Annotated in this window: 16 protein-coding genes; 4 read left to right on the top strand and 12 right to left on the bottom strand. The window is 75.9% G+C overall.

The features are described from left to right. Window positions 1–44: 44 nt before the first annotated feature. Window positions 45–3,854 carry a bifunctional RecB family nuclease/DEAD/DEAH box helicase gene (locus B8281_RS05105; RefSeq protein ID WP_232322679.1) on the bottom strand — a complete coding sequence of 1,270 codons (3,810 nt, stop codon included), beginning with the start codon at window positions 3,852–3,854 and terminating at the stop codon, window positions 45–47. A gap of 396 nt (window positions 3,855–4,250) precedes the next feature. On the opposite strand from B8281_RS05105, the gene B8281_RS05100 reads away from it, so the two are divergent. Both B8281_RS05100 and B8281_RS19185 read left to right on the top strand, forming a co-directional pair. After that, on the top strand, window positions 4,251–5,267 hold the full coding sequence (locus B8281_RS05100) for a hypothetical protein (protein ID WP_085387111.1): 1,017 nt from the start codon (window positions 4,251–4,253) through the stop codon (window positions 5,265–5,267). 82 nt (window positions 5,268–5,349) lie between these two features. Further along, the gene (locus B8281_RS19185) at window positions 5,350–5,562 is read left to right on the top strand and encodes a hypothetical protein (protein WP_128082896.1); all 213 of its coding nucleotides are present in this window, start codon (window positions 5,350–5,352) and stop codon (window positions 5,560–5,562) included. Between the two features lie 98 nt (window positions 5,563–5,660). On the opposite strand, the gene B8281_RS05095 is transcribed toward B8281_RS19185, so the two are convergent. The 8 genes from B8281_RS05095 to B8281_RS05060 form a co-directional block, all read right to left on the bottom strand. Beyond that, entirely contained in the window at window positions 5,661–6,425 is a 765-nt protein-coding gene (locus tag B8281_RS05095; protein ID WP_043656078.1) for an amino acid ABC transporter ATP-binding protein, read from the bottom strand. A gap of 74 nt (window positions 6,426–6,499) precedes the next feature. Next, a complete protein-coding gene (locus B8281_RS05090) occupies window positions 6,500–7,507 on the bottom strand; it encodes an amino acid ABC transporter permease (RefSeq protein WP_034655424.1) in 1,008 nt (335 codons plus the stop codon). A gap of 143 nt (window positions 7,508–7,650) precedes the next feature. Beyond that, the gene (locus tag B8281_RS05085) at window positions 7,651–8,601 is read right to left on the bottom strand and encodes an ABC transporter substrate-binding protein (protein WP_021483556.1); all 951 of its coding nucleotides are present in this window, start codon (window positions 8,599–8,601) and stop codon (window positions 7,651–7,653) included. Between the two features lie 236 nt (window positions 8,602–8,837). Next, a complete protein-coding gene (locus B8281_RS05080) occupies window positions 8,838–9,005 on the bottom strand; it encodes a methionine/alanine import family NSS transporter small subunit (protein ID WP_076404313.1) in 168 nt (55 codons plus the stop codon). Then, window positions 9,002–10,648, bottom strand: coding sequence for a sodium-dependent transporter (locus tag B8281_RS05075; protein ID WP_085387110.1), 1,647 nt, complete (start codon window positions 10,646–10,648; stop codon window positions 9,002–9,004). Before B8281_RS05075 ends, B8281_RS05080 begins: the two co-directional genes overlap by 4 nt. 129 nt (window positions 10,649–10,777) lie before the next feature. Continuing rightward, a complete protein-coding gene (locus B8281_RS05070) occupies window positions 10,778–12,070 on the bottom strand; it encodes an FAD-binding protein (protein ID WP_085388613.1) in 1,293 nt (430 codons plus the stop codon). A 103-nt stretch (window positions 12,071–12,173) separates the two neighbouring features. After that, a complete protein-coding gene (locus B8281_RS05065; protein ID WP_085387109.1) occupies window positions 12,174–13,325 on the bottom strand; it encodes a DNA glycosylase AlkZ-like family protein in 1,152 nt (383 codons plus the stop codon). Between the two features lie 36 nt (window positions 13,326–13,361). Continuing rightward, entirely contained in the window at window positions 13,362–14,051 is a 690-nt protein-coding gene (locus tag B8281_RS05060; RefSeq protein ID WP_076404310.1) for a DUF2993 domain-containing protein, read from the bottom strand. Window positions 14,052–14,168: 117 nt separating this feature from the next. Here B8281_RS05060 and B8281_RS05055 point away from each other — a divergent pair, with 117 nt between their 5' ends. Continuing rightward, window positions 14,169–14,954 (top strand): LLM class F420-dependent oxidoreductase, encoded by a 786-nt coding sequence (locus tag B8281_RS05055; protein ID WP_085387108.1) that lies wholly within the window; start codon window positions 14,169–14,171, stop codon window positions 14,952–14,954. A gap of 108 nt (window positions 14,955–15,062) precedes the next feature. Here the strand turns inward: B8281_RS05055 and B8281_RS19180 are convergent, their stop codons facing one another. The 3 genes from B8281_RS19180 to B8281_RS05045 all read right to left on the bottom strand — a co-directional run bounded on the left by B8281_RS19180 (window position 15,063) and on the right by B8281_RS05045 (window position 16,758). Beyond that, window positions 15,063–15,203, bottom strand: a complete 141-nt coding sequence (locus B8281_RS19180; protein ID WP_157446567.1) for a hypothetical protein — start codon at window positions 15,201–15,203, stop codon at window positions 15,063–15,065. Between the two features lie 51 nt (window positions 15,204–15,254). Further along, entirely contained in the window at window positions 15,255–16,028 is a 774-nt protein-coding gene (locus tag B8281_RS05050; RefSeq protein WP_157446566.1) for a DUF1266 domain-containing protein, read from the bottom strand. A 169-nt stretch (window positions 16,029–16,197) separates the two neighbouring features. Then, window positions 16,198–16,758 carry a hypothetical protein gene (locus B8281_RS05045; RefSeq protein WP_061267910.1) on the bottom strand — a complete coding sequence of 187 codons (561 nt, stop codon included), beginning with the start codon at window positions 16,756–16,758 and terminating at the stop codon, window positions 16,198–16,200. 221 nt (window positions 16,759–16,979) lie between these two features. Here B8281_RS05045 and B8281_RS05040 point away from each other — a divergent pair, with 221 nt between their 5' ends. Next, window positions 16,980–19,529: a tetratricopeptide repeat protein gene (locus B8281_RS05040; protein WP_157446565.1), complete on the top strand. Its 2,550-nt coding sequence runs from the start codon at window positions 16,980–16,982 to the stop codon at window positions 19,527–19,529. Window positions 19,530–19,555 lie beyond the last annotated feature (26 nt).

Here is a 19,555-nt window from a genome sequence, read left to right as displayed (position 1 = left end):
GTGTGCACGGTTCCGGTGGCCCCGCGGCCGGGCACCGCCGCCCGTCAGGACGTGAGGGCCAGGAAGGCGCCGAGCTCCTCCAGACCGCGGGCCGAGCGGGGCAGCGTGTCGGTGAGCCCGGGCGAGCGCACGACGACCGCGCTCCACTGGGCGCGCGACACCGCGACGTTGAGGCGGTTCCGGGACAGCAGGAACCCGAGCCCGCGCGACGCCTCGTGCCCGGACGACGCCGCGAGCGTGAGGATGACGACCGGAGCCTCCTTGCCCTGGAACCGGTCGACCGTCCCGACCTCGACGTCCGGGTAGCCCGCGTCGCGCAGGGCACCACGCACCGCCCACACCTGCGCGTTGTACGGGGCGACGACGAGCACGTCGCCCTGCCCGAGCGGACGCTCGTGCGCGACGCCGTCGACCGTCGTCGTCCAGGACCGGCCGAGGACGTCCGCGACCTGGCGCACGACCTCGGCCGCCTCCTCCGTCGAGCGCACGGTGCTGCCCGCGTGCTCCACGAGCACCTGCCGCACGCCGGGCGCGACGCCGTCGAGGCGGCGGGCCGCGGCGAGCGGGTGCGCGCGCAGCCGGTCCTCGTAGGAGAGCGTCGAGACCGCCGCGGCGAGGTCCGGGTGCAGGCGCCACGTGGTGGCGAGGAAGTAGCCGCGCTCGGGGGGCAGCACGCCGTGGCCGTCGGCGAGCCAGGCGAGCGCCGAGCGGTCGACGGGCTCGGGGTGGCGGCCCTTGCTGACCTGCGGGAGCTGCTGCGGGTCGCCGAGCAGGAGCAGGCGGCGGGCCGCCCGCGCGACCGCGACCGTGCTCGCGAGCGAGAACTGGCCCGCCTCGTCGACGACGAGCAGGTCGAGCGTGCCCGCGGGCAGCCGTTCGGCGGCGAAGTCCCACGCGGTGCCGCCGACGACCCGCGGCCCCGGCTCGGTCGCGAACGCGGCGAGGTGGGCGCCGTCGAGCTCGGCGTACACGGCGCGCGGCGACGGCCCGTCCGTCGCGAGCTTCTTCGCGACGAGCTCGCGCGGCACCCCCGCGCCGAGCACGACCGCGCGCAGCAGGTTCTCGACCACGGCGTGGGACTGCGCGACGACGCCGACGCGCCACCCCTGCGCGACGAGCCGCGCCACGACCCGCGCACCGACGTACGTCTTGCCCGTCCCGGGCGGGCCCTGCACCGCGAGGTACGAGTCGTCGAGCCGCTCGACGGCCGCCGTGACCGCGTCGACGACGTCGTCCGCGACGGGCGGCAGCGCGCCGCCCGTCACGCTGCCGACGCCGTCGGCTGCGGCGGCTCCGCCCGGGGCGACGTCGGGTGCGGCCGGACCGGCGGGCACGAGGCGCGGCGGCCGGCGCAGCAGCAGGTCGGTCGCGGCGTCCTGCGGGAGCGAGCCCGTGGCCCGCCACGTGGCGAGGGCGCGGCGCGCGGCCTCCTCGGTCGCGGCCTCGAGCGGCTTCGTGCCCAGCCCCGGCGACGGGGTGAGCGCGACCGGGGTCGCGTCGAACGGTTCCGCGCTCGTCGGGAGCTGCTCGCGCACCACCAGCACGTCGCGCTCGCCCGCCGGCGTCGCGCGGCGCCCGGCGTCGAGGATCACCCCGCCGGTGAGCCAGCCCCGCACGCCGTCGACGGCCGTGCGGGCGCACGGCGGCAGGGGCGGGTCGTAGAGCACGAACGGGGCGACGCCCACGCGCAGGTCGCTGCCCTCGGGCAGCCGTCCGACGAGCGCGAGGCGCCGGGACCACGTGCGCCGCCCCGGCTCGACCTCCCACCCCGAGACGACCTCGGCCTGCTCGACGAGGAACGCGTTCCGCCGCCCCAGCCACTCGTCGGGCGGGAGCGCGAGGCGGGAGTAGTGCTCGTGCCAGAACGGCTTGGCCTCGCGCCGGTGGTACCCGGCCGCCGCCCCGTACATCGCGAGAGCCTGCTCGTCCGCCGTGCGCCGCGCGCGGTCCTCGCCGACGGCCTGCCGGATCTCCTCCTCCAGCAGCACCGCGGAGGACCGCTCGCGCTCCCCGGCCCCGGTCTCGGTCTCGGTCTCGGCGAGCGCACCGGTCGTGGCAGCCGCGGCGCTCGCGGCGCCCGGGCCCGCCGCCACGCCGGTCGTCGTGGCCGTGCCAGCCGTCGTGGCCGCGGCATCGGCGTCGCGACCCGCGGTCCCGGCGACCGCCGCGGCCGCCTCGCGCAGCCACGCGGCGAGGCGCAGCGTCGACACGCAGTCGTACCGGTTGTAGTCCGCGATCCCCTGCAGGAGCTCGGCCGCCTCCTCGCTGCGGCCCGCGTCGCGCAGGGCGGTGTACTCGGCGTACGCGACGACGGACGCGGCGCCCGTGGTCACGTCGCCGGTGCGCAGCTCGTCGCCCATGTAGAGCGGCTCGAGCTTCTTGATGGACCGCGAGCGGTCGGACACGTGCAGCGCCTGCCGCACGACGGCGTACAGGTCGACGAGGACGCCGTCGCGCAGGAGGTCGTCGACCTCCTCCTCGTAGACGCCGTGCCGCGCGGCGATCGCGAGCAGGTGCGCGCGCTCGTAGTCGGCGTAGTGGTAGACGTGCAGGTCGGGGTGGACGCGGCGGCGCGCGTTGACGTGGTCGACGAACGCGACGAGCGCGTCCCGCTCCGCCGCGAGGTCGTGCGCCCACAGGGCGTGGAACGGCGGCCGGTCCTCGGGCGTCGCCGGGCGCTCGACCCACCCGAACAGGTAGTCGATCCCCCAGCTCGTGCCGCCGGCGTCCGTCCACAGCGGGTCGCCCTCGAAGTCGAAGAAGAGGTCGCCCGGGCTCGGCTCCGGCAGGGCGAGCACGGGCGCCGGGTCGTCGATGCGCCACGACAGCTCGCGGGGCCCGGACGCGTCGGCCCACACGACCGTGCCGTCGGACGGGCCGGTGCCGAGCTGGAGCCCGGCCTGGCGCCGCACGCGCGCGAAGGTCGACCGACTCATCCCGGCCGGGACCGGCGTCTCGTCGGTCGCGGCGGCGAGCTCGTCGATCGTCCGGATCCCCGCCGCGTGCAGGGCCGCGCGCTGCGACTCGTACACGCCACCGACGAGGAGCACGTCCCGGCGCGCCTCCACCTGGGCGCGGCAGTCGGCGCAGCGCCCGCACGCGCGGACCGCCGGGTCGTCCCAGGGGGCACGCCCCTCGCGCGCGACGTGCTCGGTCGTCAGGCGCACGAGCCGCTCGCGCCGGTCCCGGTAGACGGGCAGCAGGTCGGCCAGGCGGTGCGACGTGCGCTCGCGCGTGCCGAGGACGAGCGAGACGTCCGGGTCCACGGGGACGCCCGCGGCGAGGAGCTGGTCGCCGTAGGCCGCGAGCTGGAGCAGGGCGGGGACCTTGGCCCGGCGCGCGAGCTTGGCGTCCACGACGGCGTAGCGCGCCGCGCCCGCGTCGTCCGTGCCGGTGCGCACGAGGAAGTCGGCCCGGCCGTGGAACGCGCCGTCGAAGAAGGCGGCCTGGTGCACGACGTCCGCCCCCGCCTCGACCGCGGCGAGCGTGCGCGCCTGCGCGGCGACGAGCTCGTCCCACGAGGTGCCGCGCGGCGGCTCGACGTGCACGACGCCGCGGCCGGTCGCCGGGTCGAACGGGCCGTGCTCGGCCTCGTAGCCCGCGAGCACCGCGCGCTCGTGCCGGGCGCCGAGCTCGGCCGTGCGGGCGAGCATCGCGTCGTCGCCCTCGTCGCGGCGGGGCGTCCGCCCGAGCTGCTCGTCGAGCCAGCACAGGAGCCGGTACTCGCAGTCCGCGGCGACGACGAGGTCGCTCGCGGACAGCACGAGCGCCTGCTCGCGGGGTGGCGCCGCGCCGGCACCGGCCCGGTCGGCCACGGTCGCGGCCCGCAGCACCGGCTCGTCGACGAGGAACACGCACACCTCCGGTTCGGGACGGCCGCCGACGGCCGTCGCCGCCGACCGTCCGTCGGTCTGCGTCCGTTCTACCAGCGGCCACCCACGCGTCCGCGCCACCCCTCCGCACCACCCACCCGCACCGCCGCACCCACCGACGACCCACCGGCCCCCCGCCGACCACACTCCACCGCCCGCCCGCCCGCCCCCGGCGGCCCCGCCCGCCGCTCCCCGGCCGACCCGTGCCCGGGATGCGGCGATTCGTGCCGACGGGCGGGGCTCCCCTACTGTTCCCGTCGGACGTCCCGCCCGGACGTCGTCGTCGGACGTCGCCGCGGCACGTCCACGCCGGACCGGGAGCCCCGCGGCTCCCGGCGCCCCCGCCCCCGCGCGGCGGGCGCCACCGAAGGAGGACCCATGGCCGTGCGCTTCGTCCCGCCGCCGGGGTGGCCCGTGCCCGCGGGCTTCACCCCGACGACCGAGTGGCACCCGGACCCGTCCTGGCCGCCGCCCCCGCCCGGGTGGGTGTTCTGGGCCGACGACGCCGCTCCCGCGCCCGGGCCCGTGCCGCCCCCGGAGGCGCCCGTCCTGCGCAGCACCGAGCCGCTGCCCGTCGGGTCCGGCGCGCCGACCCGACGGTCGTTGCGCGCCCGCTCGTCGGGCGCGACCCCGGCGGTCGGTCCCGAGGCCGACGCGACGCGCGTCGCGGCCGCCGTCCCGGCCGCCCCGCCAATCCCGGGCGCCGTGGAGGACCACCCCGTGGCGAGCTCGACGATGATCCTGCCCGCGCTCGGCGGGATGCTCGACGACCCGGCCGCGCGCCCGTCGCCCGGCCCGGCCGCCCGCCCGGCGACGCCTGCGCCCGCCGCGCGCCCGACGCCGTCCGCCACCCCGGGTGCAGCCCCGACGGTCCCGGCCCGGGCCGGGCGGTCCGGCGTCGTCCCGGTGGGGCCGCTCGCCCTGCCCGCGGCCGACGACGACGGCGACCACGCGCCGGAGCGGGGGCGGCGCTGGCTCGTCCCGACGGCGGTCGGCCTCGCGGGCGTCGCGGTCGGCCTGCTCGTCGGCATCGGCCTCACGCTCTCGGCGCAGGGCGAGGCGCAGCGCGAGCGGGCCGAGGCGCAGCGCGTGCAGAGCGAGGTCGCGGCGGAGCGCGAGCAGCTCGAGTCCGAGCGGGCCGACCTCGACGCCCAGCGCGCCGAGCTCGACGCCGCGACGGCCCAGCTCACGGAGCGCGAGGAGGCCGTCGCGCAGGCCGAGGAGGACGCGTCGAAGCGCTCGCAGGAGCTCGACGACCGCCAGAAGGAGCAGGACGAGCGCGAGCAGGAGGAGCGTCCGGGGAACGGACCCGGGAACGGCGGCGGCAACGGGAACGACGGCGGTGACGGGGACGGCGGCGGGGGCGGCTGGGACTGGGGCGACTGGGGCTGGTGACCCGGCGGTCTCCACGAACGCCTCACGGACACGTCACCGCTTCCGGTCGCGGAACACACGTCCCTCACCGACAGTGGGAGGCGTGCTGACGCGATCTTCCTCTCCCACCCCCGACAGCGAGACCCCGATCTACGACGCCCTCGTGGTCGAGCACGAGAACATGCTGCCGCTCGTGCACCTCGGCCGGGCGCTCAGCGGGGAGATGGTCACGGTCGCCCGCCCCACGGGGCTCTCGCCCCGCCTCGCGCCCGCGCACGGGGCGCCCGCGCTCCCGCGCCGCCGCCGCGCCGGCTGAGCGCGAGACCGACCCGCCTGCCCGCGGTCGACCCGTCGAGGGTCCGCCCAGGCGCCGGGCCGGTCTCGCGAGGCTCCCTCGCCGGTGCCGGACGCCGTCTACAGCACGTGGGCGAGGAACGACCGCGTGCGCTCGTGCTGCGGGTCCCCGAGCACCTGCTCCGGGCTGCCCTGCTCGACGATGACGCCCTCGTCCATGAAGACCACGGTGTCGGCGACCTCGCGCGCGAACCCGATCTCGTGCGTCACGACCATCATCGTCATGCCGGACCGCGCGAGGTCGCGCATGACGGCCAGCACCTCGCCGACGAGCTCGGGGTCGAGGGCCGACGTCGGCTCGTCGAACAGCATGAGCTCGGGGTCCATGGCGAGGGCCCGCGCGATGGCCACGCGCTGCTGCTGCCCGCCGGAGAGCTGCGCCGGGTAGTGGTCGGCACGGTCGGCGAGGCCCACGCGGTCCAGGAGCTCGGACGCGCGCGCCCGCGCCTGCGCCTTGCTCAGCCCGCGCACCTGGACGGGCGCCTCTGCGACGTTCTCGAGCGCCGTCATGTGCGGGAACAGGTTGAAGCGCTGGAACACCATGCCGATGCGCGAGCGCTGCCGCGCGACGACCTTGGGGTGCAGGCGGTGCAGGCGAGTGCGGCCGTCCTTGGTGACCTCGCGGTAGCCCATGAGCTCGCCGTCGACCCGGACGCGGCCGCCCGTGATCTCCTCGAGCTCGTTGACGCAGCGCAGCAGCGTCGACTTGCCCGAGCCCGACGGGCCGAGCACGACGCACACCGAGCCGCGCGCGACCTCGAGGTCCACGCCCTTGAGGACGTGCAGGTCGCCGAACATCTTGTGCAGGCCCTCGACCTGCACCATCGGGGTGGCGTCGGTGGAGCGGCCCGCCTCCGGGGAGGTCCGGGGCGCCGCGGATGCCGTGTCGTGCGTCCCGCTCACGGGGTCACCTCCAGGAAGGGGTCGTCCTTCGTCGTGCCGGACGCGGCGATGAGGTCCTGCCGGTTCGGCTTGCGCCCGCGCCCGCCCGGGCCGCGCCCGCGGCGCCGCGTCGGCGTCTGCGTCCCGAACCCGCGGCCGTAGTACCGCTCCACGTAGTGCTGGCCGACCATGAGGACGCTCGTGATGAGCAGGTACCAGATGGCGGCGACCATGAGCAGCGGGATCGGCAGGAAGAGGCGGTTGCCGATCGCGTTCGTCGAGTACTGCAGGTCGAGCGTGAACGGCACCGCGAGGACGAGCGACGTCGTCTTGAGCATGGAGATCGTCTCGTTGCCCGTGGGCGGCACGATCACGCGCATGGCCTGGGGCAGCACGATGCGCGTGAGGATCTTGCCGTCCTTCATGCCGAGCGCCTTCGCGGCCTCGGTCTGGCCCGGGTCGACCGACCCGAGGCCCGCGCGCACGATCTCCGCGAGGTACGCCGCCTCGTTGAGCGAGAGCCCGATGAGCGCGCACACGAACGCGGTGAACAGGTCCGCCGTGCGGAACTCGAAGAACTCCGGCCCGAACGGGATGCCGAGGCTCAGGCGCGGGTAGAGCACCGAGATGAGGCCCCAGAACACGAGCTGCGTGTAGATCGGGGTGCCGCGGAAGAACCAGATGTAGCCCCAGCTCACCGACCGCATGACGGGGTTGTCCGAGCGCCGCATGATCGCGAGGAGCACGGCGAGGACGATCGCGATGAGCATCGAGCCGAACGTCAGCACGAGCGTCCAGCCGACGCCGCGCACGACCGTCACGTCGCGGAAGTACAGCCAGACGACGTCCCACCGGAACTTCTCGTTCGTCAGCAGGGCGTTGGCCGCCATCGCGGCGAGCACGAGCAGCAGGGCGGCGGAGATCCACCGCCCGGGCCGGGGGACGGGGACGGCGTGGATGCGGTCGGGGACCGGGTCGTCGGCCGGTCCGGCGGCGGCGCCGCGGGGGGAGCTACCGGTCGTCATGGTGCACCTCGGGGGGTCGGGGCTCGGGGGACGAGCCGGGCCGCGCGGTCGTCGTCGTCCGCGCGGTCGTCCCGGCCGCCGGCCGCGGGCGCCGGGTGGGCGCCCGCGGGGCGGCGGGACGGACGGGGCTGGCGAGGGGGTCGTCAGCCGACGGACGGGTTGAGCTCGGCGGTCTCCAGGGCCGCGTCGCCGCTGCCCCAGGCCCCGAGGATCTCCTCGAGCTGGCCGCTGTCCATGAGCGACTGCAGGGCTGCCTGGATCGCGGCGGCGAGCTCCGTGTCGTCCTTCGCGACGACGACGCCCTGCGGCGCGCTGTCGAACACGTCGCCGAGCTGCTCGAGCTGGCCGCCCGTCTGCTCGACGGCGTAGCCGATCACCGGCGAGTCGGCGTAGAGGACCTGCGCCTTGCCGCCCGCGACGTTCGTCGTGGCGTCGGACTGCGAGTCGTACTGGAGGATGTCGATCTTCTCCTCGCCGGCGTCGGTGCACGCCTGGCTCTGCACGGCGATGTCCTCGTCCTGGACCGTGCCCGTCTGCACGGCGACGGTCACGCCGCACAGGCTCTCGGGGTCGATGTCGTCCGGGTTGCCCGACGCGACCGCGTAGGCGGAGCCCGCGTTGAGGAAGGCGATCATGTTCGCCTCCTGCATGCGCTCCTCCGTGATGGTGAACGAGGAGATCCCGGCGTCGTACTTGGTGCCGAGCGCGGGGATGATCGCCGGGAAGTCGGCCGACTGGACCTCGACGTCGAGCCCGAGCGTCGCGCCGACGGCCTTGATGACGTCGATGTCGAACCCGATGGGCGTCTTGCCGTCGGCGTCGATGAACTCGGCGGGCGCGTACTCGGTGTTCGAGCCGACGACGAGCGTCCCCGCGGACGCGACGTCCTCGGGCAGGAGCGCGGCGGCCGCGTCGTCGACCTCGACGGTCGACGGGTCGAACGAGGGCGCTGCCGACGTCTCGTCACCGGAACCCGACGTGCTGCCGTCCGTCCCGGTCTGGGACGCGTCGGTGCACGCGGCGAGCAGGAGGGTGCTCGTCGCGGCGAGCGCGACGAGACCGGTGAGGGGGAGCTTGCGCGGGGTCGTACGCATGGTGTCTCCGATCGGTGGGGGCCGGGCAGGGGCAGCGTAGACACCGATCGTCTCCGTCGTGTTACGTCAGCACCCGGCCCGTGAGGGCAGAGGAACGTACGGGGAACAGAGGACCCGGCGGTGCGCGGCACCTGCGCACGAGTGTGGGGCCGTTCGGCCCCGCTCACCAAACCGGCGGAGACATCGAGGCCGAACCGTGACGAACCGCACCCGCCCTCGGCGCGGACCGGCGCGGGCTACGTGTCGCGTGCGGCGGGCGCCTCGTCCTCGCGGTGGTCGTCCTCGTCCCCGGGCGGGTAGTCCGCCCGCTCGGGCTGGGCGCGCAGTCGCAGGATCGCGACGAGCAGCCCGCCCCACACGACGACGATCGCGAGCACGAGCAGGATCACGGCCGAGGTGGTCATCGGGTCTCCTCCCCGTCGGCACCGGCCGGGGCAGTCGTGCGGCCGGCCGTCCCGCGGCCCGACGGCGCCCGGCCCGGTCCTGCAGAGGCGTCACCCGGCGGGTACGGCGGCCAGGGGACGAAGTCGTCGGGGCTGCGGCGCCAGCGCATCGCCGTGAGCACGAGCGCGGCGAGCACCATGAACGCGATCGCGCCCCACCCGACGAGCGCGAGGTACCACGCGGGGTACCCCTCGTAGCCGTCGACGACGAGCGTGACGATCCTGGACACGAGCATGTAGCCGAGCACGAGCGGTGCCAGCACGGCGACGAGCACCTGCCACCAGGGGCCGAGGCGGAACGTCGAGACGGCGTTGAGGTGGTAGCGCAGCTCCGGTCCGCGCCGCAGCACCCACAGCACGAGGACGGTCATGAGCACGGCGGACCCCACGATGCCGACGTTGTTGGCCCACTGGTCGGCGGTGTCGAGGGCGACGAGGCCGGTGGTGGTGGAGAAGAGCAGGACCGAGATGACCGCGCTCACGACGCCGAGGCGCACGGACGCCTGCCGCGGCGTCCAGCCGAACTTCTCCTGGAACCCCGCGGACACGACCTGGAGGATGGACAGGAGCGACGTGAACCCCGCCATGGCGAGGGACCCGAAGAACAGCGCACCGAAGATCGGGCCGCCCGGCATCTGCGACACGATCGCGGGGAACGTGACGAACGAGAGGATCGGCCCGCTGATGCCCTCGAGCTCCCCCACGCCGACCCCCTGCTCGTGCGCGAGGAAGCCCAGCGTCGCGAAGACGCCGATGCCGGCGAGGATCTCGAACGAGGAGTTGGAGAACGCGACGACGAGCCCCGGCGTCGTGAGGTTGGACCGGCGCCGGCGGTAGGACGCGTACGTGACCATGATCCCGAACGCGATCGACAGCGAGAAGAAGATCTGGCTGTAGGCGGCGATCCACACGTTGGCGTCGCCGAGCGCCGACCAGTCCGGCGTGAACAGCGCGTTCAGCCCGTCCGCCGCGCCTTCGAGGAACAGCGAGCGCACCACGAGCACCGCGAACGCCACGACGAGCAGCGGCAGGAACACGGTGTTCGCGCGCTGCACGCCCTTCGCCACGCCGAGCGCGAGGACGACGATCGTCACGACCCAGACCGCGACCAGCGGCACGAGCACCGCCGGGACGAACTCGAGGCTCACGCCCGGGTCGGCGAGCCGGAGGTAGTCGCCCGTGAAGAACGCGGCCGGGTCGTCGCCCCAGCGCAGGTCGAACGAGAAGACGAAGAAGCTCACGGCCCACGCGATGACCGCGGTGTAGTAGAGCGCGATGACGAAGCAGATCATCACCTGGAACCAGCCCAGGCCCTCGAGCCACCGCGCGATCCGCCGGAACGCCGTCGGGGCCGAGCCGCGGAAGCGGTGCCCGATCGCGTAGTCGAGGAACAGGATGGGGATGCCCGCGGTGAGCAGGGCGACGAGGTACGGCACGAGGAACGCCCCGCCCCCGTTCTCGTACGCCACGCCGGGGAACCGCCAGATGTTCCCCAGCCCGACCGCCGAGCCGATGGCCGCGATGATGAAGCCGACCTGCCCGGTCCACTCCTCGCGCGGCTTCTGCGTCGCGGGCTCCCCGCCCGCCGTGCCGGTCGCTGCCACAGTTCTCCTCGGTACCTCTGTCGTGCCGTGCCCGCGCGGGCGCCGTGCGGATCGGCGCGGCGGCGAGCCTCTCGGTGCTCGGACGACCGTAGCGACCGGTCGCGCACCGTGCGAGCCGGGGCGCGGCGCTCAGCCCGCGAGCAGACGCTCGACGTACCCGCCGAGGAAGCGGCTCTGCGAGTCGTAGCGCTGCGCGAGCGCGCCGAAGTCGTCGACGCGCGGGTAGAGCGCCGCGACGGAGCCCGGGTCGTGGACGAGCGCGTGCGAGAGCTTGCCCCAGTGCGGGCGCGCGCCCAGCGGGAGCAGCGCGGCCTCGACGTCGGGCAGGACGCGCGCGACGTCGTCGGGCAGGGGCTTCCACGTGAGGTGCACGCCGACGGTCGGGCCGTCGAACGGGCTGAGCCACAGCGGCTCGGGGTCGGGCGCGACCGTGCGGATCTCCCCCACCTGGAGCAGCGGGGTGACGCGCGGGCCGAGGTCGCGCATCGCGGCGAACGCCTCCTGGGCCCGGGCGCGCGGCACGAGGTACTCCGACTGCAGCTCGGCGCCGTTGCTCGGCGTGAAGTCGAGCCGGAAGTGCGGCAGCCGCTCGTTCCACGGGCCGGGCTCGCCGAGCTGCGGCGTGCAGTGCACGGGGTCGATGCCGGGCAGGGGGTGCAGCATCGTCGTGGCGGGTGTCGCCCCGAAGAGGTCCGCCCGCGCCGCGCCGGCCTCCCCCGGGGTGAGGCGCGACTTGCGCCAGACCTGCTGGACGCCGTCGGGCCCCCAGTCCGTGAAGAGGCTCACCGAGTACGCCGACGCGGTGATCTCGTCGTAGTGCGCCGTCACCGCGTCCCACGGCAGCCCGACGTGCACGTCCTGGCGCACGTCGAACGTCGGGACCGTCTCCAGCTCGACGCGCGTCACGACGCCCAGCGCCCCCAGCGCGACGACCGCGCCGGGAAGGTCCGCGTCACCGCGCCGCAGCGTCCGGCGCTCGCCGTCGCCCGTGACGAGCTCCAGCCCGACGACGGCGCTCGCCAGCGAGCCGACCGCGTCGCCCGAGCCGTGGGTCGCCGTCGCGACCGACCCCGCGACCGAGATGTGCGGGAGCGACGCGAGGTTCGCGAGCGCCCGCCCCGCCGCCTGGACGTGCCGCGTCACGTCGCCGTACCGCAGGCCCGCCGCGACCGACACCACGCCCGAGGCGGGGTCGACCTCGACGGGGGCGCGGCCGTCGTCGTACCGGTCGAGGACGACGTGCGTGCCCGTCGTGTCCGCGACGTCCCCGAACGAGTGCCGCGACCCCAGGGCCTTGACGCGCGCCGACCGCCGCACGACGTCGGCCAGCTCCTCCGGGTTCGCGGGGTGCGCGACCCCGGAGGACCCGTAGGTGAGGTTCCCGGCCCAGTTCGCGAGACGCGGAGCGCCAAAGTCCGTCACGCCCACCACCTTGCCACCCTCTAGCCCGCCCGCCCCCGTCGAGCACGGGGTCGGCGACCGTCTCGGGGCCGATCCGGTCGCGGATCCCGTGCTCGGCGGCTCGTCACGCGAGGAGCGTGCCCCAGTGGGCGCGGACCGCGTCCACCTGGGCGACGAACGCCGCCTCCTCCGCGGGCGACGGCGCGCGGCGCCACTGCGGCTCGACGACGACGTCACGTGTCCCGACGACCCAGCGCCACCGCCCGACGACGACGCCGTCGACCGCGACGGCATGGATGAAGGACCCGAGCCGGTCGCCGAGGTCGACGCCGTCGGCCACGACGATCCTGCGCGACTCGCCGAAGGACTGGAAGAGCTCGTCGTAGCTCTGCAGCAGGTCGACGACCGGCCGGGCGGGGTCACCGTCGGGCGCGAGCGCACCGACGAGCGGCGCGGGGTCGAGCACCCGGTCGCCGGGGTCCGCGAGCCGCCAGAGCGTCAGCCCGTCGAGCGCACCCGCCCCGGGCACGGCCACGACCTCGTCGTCGAGCAGGTCGAGCGCGCGCCGCACGTCGGTGAGCGTGAAGCCCGACCACTGCGCGACGTCCTTGACCGTCGCGTACGCGCGGCTCGCGAGGTAGCGGCGCAGCAGCTCGACGAGCGCGGCGTCCCGGTCGAACCGCTCGCCGAGCGGCCCGTAGCCGGGCGGGACGCGGTCGTCGAACGGGGCGTACGTCTGCTGCCGGCCGTCGAGCGGCCCGCTGACCAGCAGCCGGTCGAGCTCGGCGCGCATGAGCACGTAGCCGAGCGCGATGCCCTCGAGCGGGCGGCCGTGCGCGGCGAGCAGTCCCGCGAGCTCGCGGCGCGTGCGGGGCCGCTCCTGCACGGCCTCGACGACGAGGTCGGTCTCCGCCCCGTGCCCGGCGGTCCCCACCTGCCGGTACAGCGTCCCGTTGGCCTGGTGGACGCGGGGCGCGCTGAGCTCGAGGAGCCAGCGCGCGTCGTCGGGCCGGACGAGGTGCCACGTGGGCCGCAGCACGTGCGTGCGCAGCACCTCCCCGCGGTCGCAGGCGGCGACCGCGCCCGCGGCACCCGGCCGCGCGTCCGCGCGCAGCCGCCGCGTGAGGCCCCACAGGGCGGGGTGGAACTCCTGGCCTTGCACCGCGACGTGGTGCCCGACGGCGGTCGGCACGTCAGGCAGGTCGGGCGAGCGGAGCCGCTGCGCGGCGAGGCGCGCCGCGAGGACGCGGCGACCGTCGACCGCCCCGGTGCTCACGACCCCGCCCCGGTCACGACGGCCACGCCGCCCGGGTCACGAGGCCACCAGGTCCGCGGCGACGACGTCGGTCCCGGTCACCGCGACGCGCACCCCGCCCTCGACGGCGGACACGGAGTCGAGCGCGACGCCGTCGGGCAGGTCGAGCGGGACGCGCAGGTCGGACAGCGCGCCCGAGAGCCCGGACGGCAGGTCGTCGACCGAGACCGTGCCGAGGCCGGTGCGGACGGCGACGACGTCGACGGCGAGCTCGGCCGGTCCGGACACGCGCGGCGTCACGTCGACGGTGATCGTGGTGCCCAGCAGCTCGAAGCCCAGGGACAGCACGCCGCCGGTCGCGGTGACGTCGACGTCGAGACCGCTCTGCTCGGCGACCACCTGCTGCAGCGACTCCGCCGCGATGACGCCCGACGCCGTGCCGGACGCGATCCGGTACGGCTCCGACGTGCTCACGCCGTCGGCCTCGACCTGGAGGTCGGAGATCGCGTAGCCGCCGAACGACGCGGAGTCCGCGGAGCCCGTGACGTGTGTCAGCGAGCCGCGCACGAGCTGCGTGAGGAACGGGAAGCCGGTGATGTCGATCTGGGCGCCGGACACGTCGTCGGCCTGCTGCTCGAACGCCGTGACCGCGCCGCGCTCGGTGGCGCGCACCGCCACCCGGTCGGCCACGACGGCGACCGCCACGAGCACCACGAGCGTCACGAGCAGGCCCACCAGTCGCTTCATGCGCCCACCCTAGGTCCGCCGACCACGACCTTGCCGTCGTTCTGACGCTCGTGGCGCCGACGAGGTCGTGCTCGACGCGGGGTGTCGTCGTTCTCGGCCCGGACGTAGATTCCGAGCATGACCTCTCCTCGGCACCCCTTCCGCATCGGCGTCCAGCTCCAGCCGCAGCACGCCGACTACGCCCAGATCCGCGACGCCGTGCTGCGCGCGGAGGACCTGGGCGTCGACGTCATCTTCAACTGGGACCACTTCTTCCCGCTCACGGGCGACCCCGACGGCAAGCACTTCGAGTGCTGGACCATGCTCGGGGCGTGGGCCGAGCAGACCGAGCGCGTCCAGATCGGCGCACTCGTCACGTGCAACAGCTACCGCAACCCGGACCTCCTCGCCGACATGGCGCGGACGGTCGACCACATCAGCGGCGGTCGTCTGATCCTCGGGATCGGGGCGGGCTGGTTCGAGAAGGACTACGACCGGTTCGGGTACGAGTTCGGCACCGCAGGCGGCCGCATCGCCGACCTCGCCGCGGCGCTCCCGCGCATCAAGGCCCGCTGGGCGGCGTCGAACCCGACGCCGACGCGCGACATCCCGGTGCTCGTCGGCGGAGGTGGGGAGCGCAAGACGCTGCGCGTCGTCGCGGAGCACGCGGACGTCTGGCACTCGTTCGGCGACGCGGAGACGCTCGCGCGCAAGAGCGCGATCCTCGACGAGCACGGCACGGCCGTGGGCCGCGACACCGCCGCGCTCGTCGAGCGCTCGGTCGCCGTGTCCCGGCCGCCGGCGGAGTCCGCGGACGCGCTCGTCGCCGCGGGCGCGACCCTGTTCACCGTCGGCACGAGCGGGCCCGACTACGACCTGTCCCTCGTGCGCGAGTGGATCACCTGGCGCGACGCCCAGGGCTGACCGCGGCGCTGCCCCGGGCGCCGGCGCCGCCCACGGTGCCGAGCACGAGGTTGCTGTCGCTCTGACGCCCAGGACGACAGCAACCCCGTGCTCGGCGGGACGGTCTGGTCAGAACAGCGCCCGCGCCAGGTTCGACAGGGCCGCGTGGACCTCCGAGCGCAGGCCGTCGTCGGCCGCGACCACCGCCACGCCGACACCGACCACGACGAGCAGGAGCCCTGCGCGCCACCACCACGCCGATCGGTGCACCGTCCGCCCTCCCGTCCTGTCGCTCTCGTCCCGTCGCTCTCGTCCCCGCCGTCAGTACGACAGTGTGCGCCAGGGCGACGACTCGGTGTCGAGCAACCGCCGGACCGCGCGCTTGAAGTCGGGCAGGTCCTGGTCGACCGGGGTGCGGTTGCCCGCGGACCAGAACGCCCGCCCCGCGAGGAACCCGTCGCCGAACTGCTCCCACGACGCGTAGGCGGGGCGCGACATCGCGACGGCCTCCTCGATCGCGGCCCACGCCCGCTCCGGGGTGACGAACCCCGCGTCGACCGCGAGCCGGCTCACGTGCACGACCCGCGCCGCGTCCCACGCCGCGATCGACGGCGGCAGCGGGTCGGCCAGCTCGCCGTGCCCACCCATCTGGGCCGACGCGCTCCACCCCTGGTAGAACGCGACGGCGCGCTCGGGGTCGAGACCCCGCGCGATCGCCTCCTGCCGCGCCTGGGCGACGTGCTGGTCCGCCGCGCCCTTCGCGTCGCGACGGCTCAGGCGGCCCGAGTACAGCTCCTCGACCTTCGGCATCGCGATCGCGTAGTAGCCCCGGTGACCCTGGGTGAGGAGGAACTCATAGGTGCGCTCGACGTCGTCGGCGCCCCGCACGTCCCACCCGGCCGCGAGCGGCTTCGCAGCCGTGCGCGCGTCGGCCTCGGCGGTCAGCGCGTTGATCGGCAGCACGCCCTCGACGGCGTAGACCGCACCGAGCGCGAGCCCGCGCTGCTGCGCCGGCGTGAGCGCGGGGGCGTCCTCCTTCGCGTAGAGGTCCGCCGTCGTCGAGAACATCTCCTTGAGCTTGTCGAACAGCCCCACCGGTCGCTCCTTCGTCCCGCCGCGCCCCGCGCGGACCCTCGCGCCGCGGTCGTCGCGGCCTGCGGAGAGCCTGACGACGTCGCACGCCCGCGGCACGCATCCCGAACGATCCCGAACGTTGCAGTGCCAGACCGGTCACGGCGCACGACCGGCAGGCCGAGCGCCGGCGCTATCGCGAGGCGGAAACCAGGAGTCCGAGCACGGAGCCTGCGGCGCCGCAGACCCAAGGCGCGACCAGGGGGACGACTCCCGAGGCCTTCCGTCCCGTCGCTCGAGGCATCGGGCACGCTCCGGAGTGTCCGGTTCGGCGGTCGCGGTCGCGCAAGGGCTCCGACCTGTCGGCACCTCGAAGCCGGTCGGTGAGCGCATTCTCCAGCGCGAGCAACCAGATCGTCTCGCCGGTCTTCAGGCCTGCCCTCGGGACGGCACCGCTCTCGATCGAGGCGACCTGGGACCGATCGAAGCGCCAGGTGTAGAGCGGATTGACGACGACGATCCGGCCGTCCATGCCGACGATGACGCGCAACCGGGCGAAGGTAACGCCGACGCTCGCGACGAGGCAGAGGGAGGCGGTGGCCAGGGCGGACTGCTCGCTCGTCATCCGGTCAGAGGGCGGCAGGTCCTCGTACTGCCACAGCATCCACGGGTCCGCCCCGGCGAACAAGGCGATGCTCATCGCCACGAGCGCGAGGCCGGCAAGCTGGTTCGACCTGTTCCGCAGCACCGTCACCGACTCACTATCCCAGGAAGAGGACGGCTGTCGGCTCGATCGACGCACCGACGTCATCGCAGTCCACGACCCTCGGTCTGAGACCGGCAGCCGCGGACCCGACGGGGCCTCGTCGAGCTCCCTGTCAGTCGCTGACGCGGAGCCGGAGATGCGCCTCGCTGGTCCGGACGTCTCGCCGGGCACGCCGCGCAGCGGTGGACGGCCGTCGCTAGCCTGGCGCCGTGCCCCCCGACCCGCCGCCGTCCCCCGTGGGCGCAGGGTCGGTGGACGAGCTTGCCGCCCGGCTGCGGGCGCTGCGAGCGTGGGCAGGAGAGCCCTCGTACACCGAGATCGCGCGGCGCGTCGGCGCGCTCCGCACGGCCCGGGGCGTCCCCACCGCGGAGGCGCGCCCCGGCCGCGTCACCGTCTACGACGTCTTCCGGGCGGGCCGCTCGCGGCTCGACGTCGACCTGCTCGCGGACGTCGCGCACGTCCTCGGCGACCGGCAGCCTGCGGCGTGGCGCGCCGCGTACCGGACGGCGACCGCCGCCCTGCCCGCTCCGGTGCCCGTGGCCGCTCCTGCGCCGACGGTCCGGCTGGGGCCGTTCGCGCCCGACGGGCCGCTCGTCGGCCGGGCCGACGAGGTCGCGCGGCTCGTGGCGACGCTCACTGCCCCGCCCCAGGAGCCCTCGCGGGAGCGACCGCGCGTCGTGACGGTCACGGGCCTGCCCGGGTCGGGCACGACGAGCGTCGCGCTCGCCGCGGCCCGCGAGGTCCCCGCGGACGTCGTCGCGCTCGTCGACCTGCACGGGGAGGCGGACGGCCCGCGCCCGGCCGCCGTCGTGCTCGACGCGCTGCTCCAGGCGCTCGGCGCACCCCCGCCCGACGCGCAGGCGCGCGACCTCCCCGCCCTCGCCGCCGCGCTCGCGACCGCGCTCGACGGGCGGCGCGCGACGATCGTCCTCGACGACGTGACCGACGGCGCCCAGGCCGCCGACGTCGTCGCGCACCTGCCGGGCACCGCGCGCGTGGTCGTCGCGGCGCACCAGGTCGCCGGGCTCCCCGGCGAGACCGCCACGACCCTCGCACCGCTCGGCGAGGACGACGCCCGTGCGCTGCTCGCGGCACGCGTCGGCCAGGACCGCACCGCCGCGGAGCCGGAGGCCGCCGCGCGGCTGGTGCGCGCGTCCGGAGGCCTCCCCGCGGCGCTGGCACAGATCGCCGACGACGTCCGCGCGCGGCCCGGCTGGTCGCTCGCCGACCAGGTCCGCCGGGTCGAGGACCTCCCCGGACCGTTCCTCCACCCCGCGCTCGCCGTCGTGCACCGCCGTCTGCCCGCCGACCACGCCCGCGCCCTGCGCCTGCTCGCCCTCGTCCCGGTGCCGCTCGACGCCAGCGAGGTCCCCGTGCTCCTCGGCGTCTCGACGAGCGAGAGCCGCGACGCGCTCGCCGCCCTGGGCCGCGCGCACCTCGTCGCGGCCGGGCCGCGCGGGGAGGTCGTCGTGCCCGACGCCGTGCGCGCCCTCGCCGCCGACCTCGCCCGCACGGACGACCCGTTCTCGGCGCGTGCCGCCGCCGTCGGGCGGCTCGCCGCGCGGCTACTCGACGACGCCCGGCCCGCCGTGCGCGCGACGTCGCCCCACCACGACGCGGCCGCGCCGGGCGTTGGAGCGGGCGGAGCACCGGGCAAGCCGCCTCCCGGTCGCACGGCGGACGCCGCGGTCGCGTGGCTCGACGCGCACCGCGACCTGCTCGTCGCGACGTCGGCGCTCGCCGCGGAGCACGAGCTGGCCGACGCCGTGACCGACCTCTCCGCGCTCCTCGCCCCGTACCTGGACTCGGCGGGGCACGGGGGCGACGCGGTCGCGGTGCACACGGCCGCCGTCGAGCACGGACGGCCGTCGGGCCGGTCCCAGGCGGGCCGGGACCTCGGCCGGGCGCTCGAACGGCTCGGCCGGTACGACGAGGCGCTCGCGCAGCTCGTCCGCTCGCTCGAGCGCGGCGACGACCCCCGGCCCGGCCAAACGCTCAACCGCGTCGGCAACGTGTACAAGCGCCTCGGCCGGTTCGACGAGGCCGAGGCCGCGTACCGTGACGCCGCCGTCGGGGCGCGGACCGCGGGCGACCCGGTGAGCGAGGGCCGCGCCGTCGGGAACCTCGCGGACGTGCACCGCATCCTCGGCCGGCACGACGACGCGCGCGCCGGCTACGACCGCGCGCTGGCGCTGTCGCGCCGGGTCGGTGACGTCCTCAACTTCGCCATCGTGTCGAGCAACGCCGCGATCCTCTCGGAGGCGGAGGGCGGGCTCGACCGCGCGCTCGCGCTCCACCGGGACGCGCTCGCGAGCGCGACGTCGCTCCGGGATGCGGGCCTCGCGACGCGCAGCCGGGTGCACGTGGGGCGGCTCCTCGCGCGCACGGGCGAGGCCGCCGCGGGCGTCGCGGAGCTGCGGGCCGCCGTGGCGGCGGCCGTCGACCTCGGCGACCCCGACGCCGAGGCCGAGGCCCGCAGCGCGCTCGGCACCGCGCTGCTCGCCGCGGGCGAGGTCACGGCCGCGGTCGCCGCGGGCGAGGAGGCGCTCATGCTGGCCCGGCGGGTCCGGGCCCGGCTCGTCGAGGCCGAGGCGCTCAACGCGCTCGGGGAGGCGGTCCGCGCGGCGGGCGACGCCGAGCGCGCCGCACACCTGCACGACGCCGCGCTCACCCTCGCCGACGAGCTCGACGACCGGCTGGAGCACGCGCGGGCCCTGCGCGGGCTGGCCGCCGCCCGGGCCGACGTCGGCCGCGCCTGACCCGCCGCACGTCTCAGCATCCGATC

It is taken from the genome of Cellulosimicrobium sp. TH-20, assembly GCF_002105775.1.
Taxonomy (GTDB): domain Bacteria; phylum Actinomycetota; class Actinomycetes; order Actinomycetales; family Cellulomonadaceae; genus Cellulosimicrobium; species Cellulosimicrobium funkei.
Note: the sequence above shows the minus strand (reverse complement) of the source record. Positions and strands in the feature narration are given on the sequence as shown.